This window comes from Pseudomonas sp. GW456-12-1-14-TSB6 (assembly GCF_059424205.1).
On the sequence record NZ_JBWKZE010000002.1, the window covers coordinates 27,738 to 41,850 of the forward strand.

Here is a 14,113-nt window from a genome sequence, read left to right on the forward strand (position 1 = left end):
ATGGAAGGCCGGGGGTAGGGATTGCCCTACAAGGATGGCGCGTTTTGGCAAACCCGACGCATGGGTCGGGGCTCAAGCCGTCAGAACCGGCAAAAGCGCCTGTCGCTATTGGATATGCCGCTCAGAGCAGCTTGTGTTCCATCGCGTACTTCACCAGCTCGGCGAGCGAAGTGATGTTGAGTTTCTGCATCAGCCGCGCCTTGTGGGTGCTGATGGTCTTGCTGCTCAGGGCCAGTTGCTGGGCGATGTCGTTGACGTTGGCACCCTGGGCCAGGCGTTCGAACACCGAGAACTCGCGCTCCGACAGCAACGAGTGCAGCGGCCGCGCATCGGTCAGGCCGACTTCGAAGACCATGCGGTCGGCCAGCTCCGGGTCGATGTAGCGCCCGCCCGCCGCGACCTTGCGAATTGCCGTCAGCAGCAGTGCCGGATCGCTGTCCTTGGTGGCATAACCGGCGGCGCCGACCTTCAGCGCCCGGGCGGCCATCTGTGCTTCGTCGTGCATCGACAGCACCAGAATCGCCGGCGGATGGTTCAGCGCGCGGATTCGTGGAATCGCTTCGAGCCCGTTGACGCCGGGCATCGAGATGTCCAGCAACACCACTTCGCAGGGCACATTGCGCAGGGTTTCCAGCAATTGCTCGCCGTTGCTCGCCTCCCCCACCACCTGCAGATCCTTGGCCAGGCCGATCAATTGCTTGATGCCTTCGCGAACGATGGTGTGGTCTTCGGCTACCAGTACACGGATCACTTACTTCTCCTCATCCAGTGGCACCCGCACGCTCAGCGTGGTGCCCTCGCCCGGCTCGCTGTCGAGTGACAGCTGCCCGCCCATGATCAACACCCGCTCGCGCATGCCCACCAGTCCAAAGGATGTCGGCCTGCCGGCAGCGGCGACAAATCCTACGCCATCATCGCTGACCGTCAGACACAATTCGTTGCCTTCCTGCGTCAGCGTCAGTTCCACAGTATGCGCCTGGGCATGGCGCATGACGTTGGTCAGCGCCTCCTGAAGAATGCGGAACAGGCCGATGGCCTTGGCGTCACTGAGGGGCGCAAGGTTGTCCGGCACCTGCACCAGACACGGAATCTGCGTGCGCGCCTCGAAGCGCCGCGCCTGCCACTCGATGGCCGAGGCGATCCCGGCATCGAGGATCGGCGGGCGCAGCGCCGTCGCCACATCCCGCACCAGCTGGAACAACTGGGCAATCAGGCGCTTCATGCTGTTCAAGCGCTCGTTCAGACCCGGATCAAGTTGCGCGTAGGCCAGTTCGCACATCGACGTTTCCAGTTTCAGCACCGTCAGCATCTGCCCCAGTTCATCGTGAACCTCCCGGGCGATGCGCGCCTTTTCCTCTTCCCGCACGCTTTCCAGGTGCGCCGACAGTTCGCGCAGTTGTTCGCGGGAGGCCGCCAGCTCCAGTTCGATGCGTTTACTTTCGGTGATGTCCCAGACAATGCCGTCCCAGACATAGGCACCGCCCTCCAGTTGACGGGTGATGGCCTTGATCTCAGCCCAGCGCTGCTCGCCCTGGCGCGTGAGAATCCGGCCCTGCCACGACCAGTCGCTGTCGGTGTCCAGCGCCTGGTCCTGAGTCTGGTGATAAGCGGCCCGGTCATCCGGATGCACCAGACTGCGCAGGCCCATGTCGCGATGGGCGATGGCGGCCGGCGCGTAGCCGACCAGACTTTCGCTGCCCTCGCTGATGTAGGCAAAGTCGATCTGCCCGGTCACCGGTGCGCGCTCGAGACGGAACACCAGCCCCGGCACATTGGCCGCGATACCTTGCAACCGCGCCTCACTTTCCTGCAACGCAGCCAGGGCACGACGGCGCTCGGTGACATCGGTGAGATAAACCACCAGGTATTCGCCATCGCGAAAACGCAGGAAGCTCAGCGACACGTCCGCCGGCAGCACACTGCCATCGGCCCGCACACAATTGGTTTCAAAGCTCAGCGGCCCTTCTTCGCTGGCTCGGGCGCGTTTCCACAGATTGAGCCAGCGATCCATGTGCAGGCCCGGTTCGAAGTCGATCAACGGCCGGTCGATGATGGCGCCCTGTGGATAACCGAGCATGTTTTCTGCCGCACGGTTGGCGTAGCGCACATGGCTGTCCCAGTTGACCCAGAGAATGCCGACGGTGCTCTGATCGATGGAAAACTGAGTCAGACGCAGGGCTTCTTCGCTGGCGGCGCGCAGGGCGATGTCTTCACGCGCGTCGAGCAGGCGCTGTTCAAGACTGCGCTGCTGGCGGCGCTGCCAGAAGACGATGGCCACGCAGCTGAGCAGCAGCACCGCGAACAACAGGCTCAGGTTCTGCCAGAAGCCCGGCGATTCGGAGAGTCGCGGATATTTGGGTTGCAGCCATTGGGCATGCAGGCGCTCCAGATCCTTGGCCGGAATTGCGCGCAAGGCACTCTCGACGATCCCGGCCAGTTCCGGCCAGTCGCGACGGGTGCCGATGCGCAGCAGTTGCGGCAGACCGATGTCACCGACCACCACCAGCCCGGCAAACTCCGGTTCCGCCGACAGCCGCCCGAGCTGCGCCTCATCGACCACCGCGTAGGACGCCTGCTGACTCAGCAACAGTTGCAGCGCCTGACGCTCCATCGGTACGCCTTGCAGATTCAGGTGCGGATAGTTGCCGCGCAGATAATCGGCGGTTACGCCGGGCATGCGCACGGCGACGCGGGTCTGGCTGTCGAGTTTTTCCAGTTCCACGGTCGCGCTGCTTTTCTGGTCGCTGACCACCAGTTGCGGCACGCGCATGTACGGATCGGAAAACTGCCACAGACGCAGCCCGCCCGGAGTCTGGGTCAGGCCTGGGGCGATGTCGATTTCGCCGTCCCGGGCAGCGGCCTCGAGTTGTGCCAGATCCTGAAAGTTGCGCCAGCTCAGCTCGACATTCAGCGCACGGGCCAATGCCTTCATCACTTCGACATTGGCCCCCGACAGCCGCTGCAAGCGCCGGTCGTATTGCGCGTACGGCGCCTGCAGCACCAGACCGACACGCAATTCGTTGTGCTGTGCGAGCCACTGTTGTTCGCTCGCCGATAACCGCGCGAGGTGGCTCGGTGGCGCAGGCGCCGCCCAGCCCATCAAGGGAAACGCCAGACAGCCGATAACCCACAGGCAGCAAAAACGCATCATTGAAGTCTCATACACTGACAAATTCTGACCAACCCATTAGGCTGCCGGGATAACTTCTGGCCTGGAATAACCGATGCCCCCTGTCTATCGCCTGGCAATGCCAGCATTGTGCCTGTCGCTGATCCTGCCTTGTGCGTTTTCCGTCGAAGCCGCGGATCCGGCACCCGCCCCCGCCGCAGAAAAAGCCGCCGAAGAAAAACCGGTCGAACGCCAGCCACTGCTTGAGCGTAGTCAGGAAGAAGCCGCGGCACTCGAACGCAAGGTTCCGGCCCAGGAACAACAGCAACTGCAAGCCGGCAGCGACACCTTCCTCGCCCTGTGGAAACCGGCCAACACCGCCGAACCCAAAGGCGCAGTGATCCTCATTCCCGGCGCCGGCGAAACCGCCGACTGGCCCCAGGCGATCGGCCCGTTGCGCCGCAAGTTGCCGGACGTCGAGTGGAGCAGCCTGAGTATCACCCTGCCCGATCTGCAAAGCGATGCCATCGCGCCGCGCGTGGTCGAAGCACCCGCCGCAGCGAAAACCGCCGACCCGGGCAGCAAGGATTCGACCACCGCCGAGCCGATCGAACAAGCCGCCGGTGGCGAAGCCGATGTGGCCGACAAGGTCGTTGCTGAATCCACCGAGGAACAGTCCAAGGCCGACGCCGAGCGAATTTTCGCCCGCATCGACGCCGCGCTGGCCTACGCCGAACAACAGAGCGCGCGCAGCATCGTCGTCCTCGGCCATGGCACCGGTGCTTACTGGGCCGCTCGCTACATGAGCGAGAGACAAAGCTCGCAGGTCGAGAAGCTGATGCTGGTGGCCGCGCAGACCCCGGCCAAGGCCAAACCGGAACTGGTGGAACTGACACCGACCCTGAAGCTGCCGACCGCCGACATTTTCTACATGGATAAAGCGCTGGACCGCAACGCGGCACTGGAGCGCATGCAGGCGAGCAAGCGACTGAAGACCTCCGCGTTCAGTCAGGTCGCACTCAAGGCTTTGCCGGACAACAAGGCCGAGCAGGAGCAGTTGTTCCGCCGGGTGCGTGGCTGGTTGAATCCGCAGAGCCCGGACTGACAAAGCGCATAAAAAAATCGCAGCCCAACGCTGCGATTTTTTTATGCCTAGCGAAAATCCCGCCGTTCGCGAATCAACGTGTAGGCATTGTGCAATTCACGGGTCCTCTCGGTGGCCTCGCGCACCTGCGCCGGCGTAGCGCCCGTACCGGCCACCTTGTCCGGGTGATGCCGGCTGAGCAGACGCCGATAGGCACGCTTGATCTGCGCCGGTTCGCTGGTGGCTGAGACGCCGAGCAGGCGCATCGCCTCCTGATAACTCACCGCCGCGCTGACGATCGGACGCTTGTGTGGCTCGTAGTCCGCCGCCAGCGCCTGGATCTGCTGGGTCGTCCAGCCCAGCCACTTGCCCCACTGCGCCAGCAATTCCCGCTCGCTGACGCCGGCCCGACCATCGGCGAAGACCATTCGCCAGCAGGCGCGCAATACACCTTCAGCGGCATGGGGTTGAGTGCTCAATCGACGCAGATAACCGCGCAGATTGTCGTTGCCGGACTTGCCGCGATTGAACGCGGCAATCGCCCGGCGCTGTGCCGGCTCGCTCATTTCCAGCGCGCGCATCTCATGCCGCGCCTGCTGGATGTGACCGTCCGTGACCCGCCCGTCGCTCTTGGCCAGACGCCCGAGCAACACGAATAACAGTTCGTCGTTGCGCAGCATCGGCCGGCCGCCGAGTTTTTCCCGCAAATGCCCCCAGCTCTGCAAATGCAGGCGCCGATCCAGCGCCTGCCCCAACAAAGCCCCAAGCATGGCCCCCGGAATGCTCGCGATAGCAAAACCCGCTCCGGCTCCAATCAGAGTCCCTGGCCACAACATATCAGCGACTCGCTTCTATCAAGGCTTCGGCTTCGGCCAGACGCTCGTGCGTGCCGACATCGACCCAGCGACCTTTCAGTCGCTCGCCGGTCACCTGCCCGTCCGCCATGGCTTTACGCAGCAGCGGCGCCAGTTTGAAGGCACCGTCGCTGCAGCCATCGAACAACTGCGGGTGCAATACGGCGATGCCGCTGTAGGTCAGGGTTGCCGCCTCGGCCTGGCCATCACGCACCTGGCCGTCGGTCAGGGTGAAGTCGCCTGTCGGGTGATGGGCCGGGTTGTCCGCCAGCACCAGATGCGCCAGCCCGGTGATCGGCTGATGCAGCACGCTGAAGTCGTAATCGGTCCAGATATCACCGTTGACCACCAGAAACGCGTCGTCGCCCAACAGCGGCAAGGCGCGGAAAATGCCGCCGCCGGTTTCCAGTGGCTCGCCCTCCGGCGAGTACTGGATCGACACGCCGAACTGCGAACCATCGCCCAGATGATCTTCGATCTGCCGGCCGAGCCAGGCATGGTTGATCACGATCTCATTGAAACCGGCTGCGGCCAGGGCACGCAGGTGATATTCAATCAGCGGCACGCCGCCGGCACGCACCAGCGGCTTCGGGGTGGTCAGGGTCAGCGGGCGCATGCGCTCGCCTTTGCCGGCCGCCAGAATCATTGCCTTCATGCCGTCACTCCACCACGCAGGCTGGCGAGCAGTGCCTGCAGATCCGCCAACTCGGGACGGCGGGCGATGACCGCTTCTATATAAGAGAAGAAACGCGGCACATCACCGAGGTAACGCGGCTTGCCGTCGCGATGGCAGATGCGGGCGAAGATGCCGATGACTTTCAGATGACGCTGCACGCCCATCAGATCGCTGGCGCGCAGAAACTCTTCGAAGTCCGGCTGCACCGGGATGTTCAGCGCCGATGCCTGCTGCCAGTAGCTTTCCAGCCAGCCGCGCACACGCTCTTCTGGCCAGCTGAGGAATGCGTCCTTGAACAGGCAGGTCACGTCGTAGGTCACCGGACCATACACCGCGTCCTGGAAATCCAGCACGCCGGGATTAGGCTCGCTGAGCATCAGGTTGCGCGGCATGTAGTCGCGGTGCACCAACACTTTCGGCTGGGCCAGGGCGCTGTCGATCAGCAGCTCGCTGACCTTTTGCCACTGCTGCTGTTGGGTTGCATCGAACTCGACGCCCAACTCGCGTTTCACGTACCACTCGGGAAACAGTTCCAGCTCGCGGCGCAACAACGCGACGTCATAGCTCGGCAGCGGCGCCACCATCGGCAGCTGCTGAAAAGCCAGCAGCGCTTGCAGGGCATCGCTGAACAACGCGTCGGCATTTTCGCTGTCGATCACGTCCAGATAGGTCTGGTTGCCCAGGTCATTGAGCAAAAGAAAGCCACGTTCGAGGTCTTCGGCATAAATTTTCGGCACGTTGATACCGGATTTCGCCAGCAAAAAGGCGATATCCACGAACGGTTTGCAGTTTTCCTGAGGCGGCGGCGCGTCCATCACGACGAAGCTGCGACCCGCGCCTTCCCAACGGAAATACCGGCGGAAACTCGCGTCGCTGCTGGCCGCGGTCAACGTGGCCGGGGGTACGGCTCCCCAGCCCTGATCTGCAAAAAGGGTTGCCAACTGTTCATCGAGCCAAACTTTCAGGTGTTGCAAGCGTACATCTTGATCAGGCATTGCAAGGGTCTCCGACGGCGCTAGCCGTCAAGCGGGTCATGCTTTATTATCCAGCATCTTTTTCAGACCATCGAGAGGCGTGCGGCCCACACCGCGGGCAGATGGCACGCAGGAAGCCCGGACTAATAAGATGGCATTGAAATCCCCCGCGTTTCGTAAAAAATTTCCGTTGTTGGTAACCGGCAGTCTGCTGGCTATGCAACCTCTGGCCAGTTCATTCGTTGTTGCCGCCGAGCAGTATGACTGCGCCGTGTCGGCAACGGGTGGCTGGGCCTGCTCGCCGAAGACGCCGGCCGCTGCCTTGCCGCCGCGTCCCGTGCACGACGGCAGTGCCGTCAGCGCCGCTGGCGAAGCTCCGGCCCAGAACGGCTCCACCGCGGAGTCCGGGCCCAAGCCGGTACTGGTTACCGAGTCCAAGGGCCGCGGCCTGAAATCCCGTAGCGAAGACTACAGTCACCTCGACTGGGTTCCGCGCGAGAAGCTCACCGCCGCCCAACTGGCCGAGACCGGTCCTTACTGCTCTGGTTCCTATATCGAACCGATTCGTCCTGGCATGAATGACAAGACGAATAAAAGTGACGCCCCGACCTTCATCGGCGCCAAGGCATCGCGTTATCAGCAGGATTCGCAGGTCGCGAGTCTGGCCGGTGACGTGGTCATGCGTCAGGGCAGCATGCAGGTCGAAGCCGATGAGGCCAACCTGTATCAGGCCGAAAGCCGTGGCGAACTGGCGGGCAACGTGCGCATTCGCGACAACGGCGCGCTGATCGTCGGCGACCACGCCGATGTGCAGCTCGACACTGGTGAAGCCAAGGTCGACAACGCCGAATACGTGATGCACAAATCGCGCATCCGCGGTAACGCGCTGTACGCCAAGCGTGCCGAAAACGCGATCATTCGTCTGAAGGACGGCACGTACACCACGTGCGAACCGAACAGCAACGCCTGGCAGCTCAAGGGCAACAACATCACCCTGAACCCTGCCACCGGTTTCGGTACCGCGACCAACGTGACACTGCGGGTCAAGGACATTCCGGTCCTGTACACCCCGTACATCTACTTCCCGATCGACGATCGTCGTCAGTCGGGTTTCCTGCCGCCGACCATCGGCACCGGCAGCGACACCGGCTTCATGCTGGTGACCCCGTACTACTTCAACCTGGCGCCGAACTACGATGCCACGTTGTATCCGCGCTACATGAGCAAGCGTGGCATGCTGGTGGAAGGCGAGTTCCGTTACCTGACCAAGTCGAGCGAAGGCCAGTTCGGTGCGGCGTACCTCAACGACGAGGACGACGAGCGCAAGGGCCAGACCGACTACGACAAGACTCGCTACATGTACAACTGGCAACACAAGGGTGGTCTCGACTCCCGCGTGTTCACCCAGGTGGACTACACCAAGATCAGCGATCCGTATTACTTCCAGGATCTGCAGACCGACCAGATCGGCGTGAAAAGTGCCGACTACGTGAACCAGCAGGGCTCGGTCACTTATCGTGGCGACAGCTACACCGCCCGTTTGAATGCCCAGGCGTACCAGCTGGCAACCGTATCGAACATCACACCGTATGACCGCCTGCCGCAGATCACCTTCAATGGTCAGCTGCCGTATCACCCGCAAGGTCTGAAATTCGATTACGAAACCGAGATCGTACGGTTTGATCGCGACCTGAAAAACGGCGACTTTGTAAACGAAGACGGCACTGTCTCGCCACGTCTGGATAGCAACGTGGCCGGACTGGCCCGTGCCAACGGTGACCGCCTGAACCTGAAGCCAGGTGTCAGCCTGCCTATGAACTGGACTTACGGGTTCTTGAAGCCGTCGCTCAAGTACCAATACACCCAGTACCAGCTTGATCTGGATCAGCAAGGCAAAAACACCCTGCTGGCCGGCGAAAAATTCAGCAGCAGCCAAAACCGTGGTGTGCCAATCGCCAGTATCGACAGCGGCCTGTACTTTGACCGCAATACTCAATGGTTCGGCAAGAACTACCGTCAGACACTGGAACCGCGCCTTTTCTATCTCTATGTCCCCGAGAAAGACCAGTCGGACATTCCAGTCTTCGACACCAGCGAATACACCTTCAACTATGCATCGCTGTTCCGCGACAACCGCTTCTCCGGCTCCGACCGTGTCGGCGACGAGAACAAACTGTCGCTGGGCGTGACCAATCGCTGGATCGAAGACGACGGATTCGAGCGTCAACGCATCAGCGTTGGCCAGGCTCTGTACTTCAAGGACCGCAAGGTTCAGCTCCCGGGTATTGCGTTCAACGATCGGGATGATGCCAAGTCCGATGTTTCGCCTTACGCACTGGAATACGAATACCGCTGGAACCGCGACTGGCGCACCACGGCCGACTACAACTGGGATCCGGACAGCCGCAGCCCGCGTTCGGGTAGCGCGATGTTCCACTACCAGCCTGAAGACAACCCGAACAAGGTGGTCAACGTCGGCTATCGCTATCGCAACGACCAGGTCCGTTACGACCAGAACACCGGTAAATGGTCGGTGGGTGGCGGTGACTACGGCACCCCAGGCCAGCCTGGCTACGTGAAGGACTACTACAAGATCCAGCAGCATGACTTCTCGGTCATCTGGCCGATCGTTCCGCAGTGGAGCGCGATCAGCCGCTGGCAGTACGACTACAACCGCAATCGCACGCTGGAAGCCTTCGGTGGTTTCGAATATGACAACTGCTGCTGGAAACTGCGCCTGATCAACCGTTACTGGGTCAGCTATGACGAATTCAGTCAGAACGCCCCGGAAAACGAAAAAGGCGACCACGGCGTCTTCCTCCAAATTGTTCTGAAGGGACTCGGCGGCCTCACCGGCGCCAAGGTAGAGAGCTTCCTCGACAAAGGCATCCAAGGTTATCGTCAACGTGAAGACCAAGCTTTCTGATTGTCTGCGCCCGCTGATGCTGGGCGCGCTGTTCCTGGGTACCGCGGCCAACGCCGCGGTGCAGTCCATCGATAAGGTTGTGGCCATCGTCGACAACGACGTGGTCATGCAGAGCCAGCTGGATCAACGCGTCCACGAAGTTCAGCAAACCATCGCCAAGCGTGGCGGCGGTCTGCCGCCTCCGGGCGTGCTGGATCAACAGGTGCTCGAGCGCCTGATCGTTGAAAATCTGCAACTGCAGATCGGCGAACGTTCCGGCATCCGCATCACCGATGAAGAACTGAACCAGGCGGTTGGCACCATTGCCCAGCGCAACAACATGACCCCGGAGCAGTTCCGCATCGCCCTGTCTCGCGATGGTCTGTCTTACAACGACGCTCGCGAGCAGATCCGTCGTGAAATGATCATCAGCCGTGTGCGTCAGCGCCGCGTGGCCGAGCGCATTCAGGTCTCGGAACAGGAAGTGAAGAACTTCCTCGCCTCCGACCTGGGCAAGATGCAACTGTCAGAAGAGCTGCACCTGGCCAACATCCTGATCCCGACCCCGGAAAGCGCCAACTCCGAAGCGATTCAGAGTGCTGCACGCAAGGCGATGGACGTTTACCAGCAGCTCAAGCAAGGCGCTGACTTCGGCCAGATGGCCGTGGCCAACTCCGCCAGTGACAACGCTCTGGAAGGCGGCGATATGGGCTGGCGTAAAGCCGCTCAACTGCCACCGCCGTTCGACCGTGAGTTGAGCCGCATGGCTATCGGCGACATCACTCAACCGGCACGCACCCCAGGTGGTTTCATCATCCTGAAGCTGCTGGAAAAACGTGGTGGCGAAAGCCAGATGCGCGACGAAGTGCATGTGCGCCATATTCTGGTCAAGCCAAGTCCGGTTCGCGACGAAGCCAAGACCAAGGAACTGGCTCAGTCGCTCTATAAGCGCATCGAAGCCGGTGAAGATTTTGCCGAACTGGCCAAGAAGTACTCGGAAGACCCGGGTTCTGCCCTCAACGGCGGCGACCTGAACTGGATCGACCCGAACGCACTGGTACCGGAATTCCGCGCCGTGATGGCCAAGTCCCAGCAGGGTCAGCTGTCCAAGCCGTTCCAGACCCAGTACGGCTGGCACGTTCTGGAAGTCCTTGGCCGTCGCGCCACCGACAGCACCGAACAGGCCCGTGAGCAGCAAGCGATGACCGTACTGCGTAACCGCAAATACGACGAAGAGCTGCAAACCTGGCTGCGTCAGATCCGTGACGAAGCGTACGTAGAGATCAAACTCCCTGGTGCAGACCAGGCAGCGCAGTGAAACCCAAGCGTTTCGCGCTGACACCCGGCGAACCGGCCGGCATCGGTCCCGACCTGTGCCTGCTGCTCGCCTCGCAAGCCCAGCCACACCCCCTGATTGCCATCACCAGCCGCGACCTGCTCCAAGAGCGGGCCGCGCAGCTGGGGTTGGCCGTCAGTTTGCTGGACGTTGCGCCTGACCACTGGCCGGACGCTCCGGCGCCCGCCAACAGCCTCTATGTCTGGGACACCCCACTCAGCGCCCCGGTGGTCGCCGGGCAACTGGACAAGGCCAACGCCGCATTCGTCCTCGAAACCCTGACCCGCGCCGGCAATGGCTGCCTGAACGGTGATTTCGCCGGGATGATCACCGCCCCGGTTCACAAGGGCGTGATCAACGAATCGGGTATCGCGTTTTCCGGTCACACCGAATTTCTCGCCGACCTGACCCACACCGCCCAAGTGGTGATGATGCTCGCCACCCGCGGTTTGCGCGTGGCGCTGGTCACCACTCACCTGCCCTTGCGCGCCATCGCCGATGCGATCACGCTGGAGCGGCTGGAACGGGTCACGCGGATTCTGCACGCCGACCTGCAACAAAAATTCGGCATCGCCCAACCGCGCATCCTGGTCTGCGGGCTCAATCCGCACGCCGGTGAAGGCGGACACCTGGGCCATGAAGAAATCGACATCATCGAACCCACATTGGAGCGCCTGCGCGGCGAGGGCATGGACCTTCGTGGCCCGCTGCCTGCCGACACTCTGTTTACCCCCAAATATCTGGAGCACTGCGACGCGGTGCTGGCGATGTACCACGACCAGGGCCTGCCCGTGCTGAAGTACAAAGGCTTCGGCGCTGCGGTCAACGTGACCCTGGGCCTGCCGATCATCCGCACGTCGGTCGACCATGGCACCGCCCTGGATCTGGCCGGCAGCGGCAGGATCGACACCGGCAGCCTGCAAGTCGCCCTGGAAACCGCCTACCAGATGGCCGAGACCCGTTTATGACCGAGCAATACCAACACAAGGCGCGCAAACGCTTTGGCCAGAACTTCCTGCATGATGCCGGCGTCATCGACCGCATCCTGCGCTCCATCAGTGCCAAGGCCGGCGACCGCATGCTGGAGATCGGCCCGGGCCAGGGCGCATTGACTGCCGGCATCCTCAACTCCGGCGCACAGCTGGACGTAGTGGAGCTGGACAAGGACCTGATCCCGATCCTCAACCAGCAGTTCGCCGGCAAGAGCAATTTCAACCTGCATCAGGGCGATGCGCTGAAGTTCGACTTCAACAGCCTGAACGCTGCGCCGAACAGCCTGCGCGTGGTCGGTAACCTGCCGTACAACATCTCCACGCCGCTGATTTTCCACCTGCTGAACAACGCCGGCATTATTCGCGACATGCACTTCATGCTGCAGAAGGAAGTGGTCGAGCGTCTGGCCGCAGGTCCGGGTGGTGGTGACTGGGGTCGGTTGTCGATCATGGTTCAGTACCATTGCCGCGTAGAGCATCTGTTCAACGTGGGGCCAGGCGCATTCAACCCGCCACCGAAAGTCGACTCGGCCATCGTTCGCCTGGTGCCGCACGCGGTTCTGCCGCACCCGGCCAAGGATCATCGCCTGCTCGAACGCGTGGTTCGCGAAGCTTTCAACCAGCGCCGCAAAACCCTGCGCAACACCCTCAAACAACTGCTCAGCAACGCTGAAATCGAAGCCGCCGGCGTTGATGGCAGTCTGCGTCCCGAGCAACTGGATCTGGCGGCATTCGTACGTCTGGCCGACCAGCTCGCGGTACAGATCCCGGCAACCCCCGCCGCCGACTGACAGCCGTGAACGCTATCGGGCAGGACGCCACTCTGGTTTACTGCCCGATACTTGCCTAGACTGATTCCCCATCAGCTACCCCTCGCGTTCCGCTTCATTTAAGGCCCTTTTGCATGTCCGATCCTCGTTATCAGGTCGATGTCAGCGTCGTTACCCACTATCTGGCAGACCAATCGCAACCCGAGCACGACCGCTTCGCCTTCGCCTACACCATCACCGTGCAGAATAATGGCGAGCAGCCCGCACGCCTGATGTCGCGTCACTGGGTGATCACTGACGGCGACGGCCATGTCGAAGAAGTCCGCGGCGCCGGTGTCGTCGGCCAGCAACCACTGATCGATTCAGGCAAAAGCCACACGTACAGCAGCGGCACGGTCATGACCACCAAGGTCGGCACCATGCAAGGCACTTACGAAATGGTTGCCAGCGACGGCAAACATTTCGACGCAATCATCAAGCCCTTCCGCCTCGCCGTCCCCGGAGCCCTGCACTGATGGCGACGTATGCCGTGGGGGACTTGCAAGGCTGCCTCGAACCGCTGAAATGCCTGCTCAAGCAGGTTGCGTTCGATCCGTCGATCGATCGGCTGTGGCTGGTCGGCGACCTGGTCAACCGTGGCCCGCAATCGCTGGAAACCCTGCGTTTTCTATATGGCATGCGCGAATCGCTGGTTTGCGTGCTGGGCAATCACGACCTGCACCTGCTGGCGGCCGCTAAAAAGATCGAGCGCCTGAAAAAGTCCGACACCCTGCGCGAGATTATCGAAGCCCCCGACGGCCCGGTGCTGATGGAGTGGTTGCGTCAGCAAAAGCTGATGCACTACGACGAAGTGCGTGATGTCGCCATGGCCCACGCCGGCATCCCGCCGCAATGGTCGCTGCGGCGCGCTCTGAAGTGCGCCGCCGAGGTCGAAACCGCCCTGCGCGACGACAATCTGTTTCCCGCCTACCTCGACGGCATGTACGGCAACGAACCGGCGAAGTGGGACAACGATCTCAAAGGCGTCACCCGCCTGCGAGTCATCACCAACTATTTCACGCGCATGCGCTTCTGCACCGCCGAAGGCAAGCTTGACCTCAAGAGCAAGGAAGGCCTCGACACCGCGCCACCGGGATATAAGCCCTGGTTCCAGCACAAGGATCGGAAGACCAAAGGTCTGCGGATCATCTTCGGTCACTGGGCGGCGCTGGAAGGCAATGTCCATGAGCCAGGCATCTGCGCACTGGACACCGGTTGTGTCTGGGGCGGCAGTCTGACCCTGATGAACGTCGACAGCGGCGAACGCCTGTCATGCAAATGCGATGAGCATGGTGGCCTTGCCCCAACCGTCGCACCACTTATCCCCGAAACTTCGCCAGTCAGCGTCCCGCGTTAGACTGCGCTTTCAGCCGA

Annotated in this window: 12 protein-coding genes; 7 read left to right on the forward strand and 5 right to left on the reverse strand. The window is 61.9% G+C overall.

The genetic code is table 11. The features are described from left to right. Positions 1-121: 121 nt before the first annotated feature. Complete coding sequence (locus AC07Y2_RS01690) at positions 122-751, reverse strand: response regulator (protein ID WP_007959929.1); 630 nt, start codon at positions 749-751, stop codon at positions 122-124. After that, complete coding sequence (locus tag AC07Y2_RS01695; protein WP_085612927.1) at positions 752-3,151, reverse strand: PAS domain-containing sensor histidine kinase; 2,400 nt, start codon at positions 3,149-3,151, stop codon at positions 752-754. It abuts the gene before it with no gap. 73 nt (positions 3,152-3,224) lie between these two features. Between AC07Y2_RS01695 and AC07Y2_RS01700 the strand changes: the two genes are divergently transcribed. Continuing rightward, positions 3,225-4,214: an alpha/beta hydrolase family protein gene (locus AC07Y2_RS01700; protein ID WP_074692237.1), complete on the forward strand. Its 990-nt coding sequence runs from the start codon at positions 3,225-3,227 to the stop codon at positions 4,212-4,214. 47 nt (positions 4,215-4,261) lie between these two features. Here AC07Y2_RS01700 and AC07Y2_RS01705 read toward each other — a convergent pair whose 3' ends face one another. From AC07Y2_RS01705 to AC07Y2_RS01715, 3 genes are read right to left on the reverse strand one after another with little or no spacing between them, the layout of a single operon-like run. Continuing rightward, complete coding sequence (locus AC07Y2_RS01705; RefSeq protein ID WP_064599825.1) at positions 4,262-5,029, reverse strand: TerB family tellurite resistance protein; 768 nt, start codon at positions 5,027-5,029, stop codon at positions 4,262-4,264. A gap of 1 nt (position 5,030) precedes the next feature. After that, the gene (murU, locus tag AC07Y2_RS01710; protein ID WP_103385420.1) at positions 5,031-5,702 is read right to left on the reverse strand and encodes an N-acetylmuramate alpha-1-phosphate uridylyltransferase MurU; all 672 of its coding nucleotides are present in this window, start codon (positions 5,700-5,702) and stop codon (positions 5,031-5,033) included. Beyond that, positions 5,699-6,718 carry an aminoglycoside phosphotransferase family protein gene (locus AC07Y2_RS01715; RefSeq protein WP_103385419.1) on the reverse strand — a complete coding sequence of 340 codons (1,020 nt, stop codon included), beginning with the start codon at positions 6,716-6,718 and terminating at the stop codon, positions 5,699-5,701. Before AC07Y2_RS01715 ends, murU begins: the two co-directional genes overlap by 4 nt. Positions 6,719-6,848: 130 nt before the next feature. On the opposite strand from AC07Y2_RS01715, the gene AC07Y2_RS01720 reads away from it, so the two are divergent. The 6 genes from AC07Y2_RS01720 to AC07Y2_RS01745 all read left to right on the forward strand — a co-directional run bounded on the left by AC07Y2_RS01720 (position 6,849) and on the right by AC07Y2_RS01745 (position 14,096). Continuing rightward, positions 6,849-9,623, forward strand: a complete 2,775-nt coding sequence (locus tag AC07Y2_RS01720) for an LPS-assembly protein LptD (RefSeq protein ID WP_103385418.1) — start codon at positions 6,849-6,851, stop codon at positions 9,621-9,623. Continuing rightward, complete coding sequence (gene surA / locus AC07Y2_RS01725) at positions 9,604-10,920, forward strand: peptidylprolyl isomerase SurA (protein WP_146040473.1); 1,317 nt, start codon at positions 9,604-9,606, stop codon at positions 10,918-10,920. Before AC07Y2_RS01720 ends, surA begins: the two co-directional genes overlap by 20 nt. Continuing rightward, entirely contained in the window at positions 10,917-11,906 is a 990-nt protein-coding gene (gene pdxA / locus AC07Y2_RS01730; protein ID WP_103385417.1) for a 4-hydroxythreonine-4-phosphate dehydrogenase PdxA, read from the forward strand. The genes surA and pdxA overlap by 4 nt, the downstream gene beginning before the upstream one ends. After that, on the forward strand, positions 11,903-12,721 hold the full coding sequence (gene rsmA / locus AC07Y2_RS01735; protein ID WP_039768082.1) for a 16S rRNA (adenine(1518)-N(6)/adenine(1519)-N(6))-dimethyltransferase RsmA: 819 nt from the start codon (positions 11,903-11,905) through the stop codon (positions 12,719-12,721). The genes pdxA and rsmA overlap by 4 nt, the downstream gene beginning before the upstream one ends. Positions 12,722-12,834: 113 nt before the next feature. After that, positions 12,835-13,215, forward strand: a complete 381-nt coding sequence (gene apaG / locus AC07Y2_RS01740) for a Co2+/Mg2+ efflux facilitator ApaG/CorD (protein ID WP_039768081.1) — start codon at positions 12,835-12,837, stop codon at positions 13,213-13,215. Continuing rightward, positions 13,215-14,096 (forward strand): symmetrical bis(5'-nucleosyl)-tetraphosphatase, encoded by an 882-nt coding sequence (locus tag AC07Y2_RS01745; protein WP_074692226.1) that lies wholly within the window; start codon positions 13,215-13,217, stop codon positions 14,094-14,096. Before apaG ends, AC07Y2_RS01745 begins: the two co-directional genes overlap by 1 nt. Positions 14,097-14,113 lie beyond the last annotated feature (17 nt).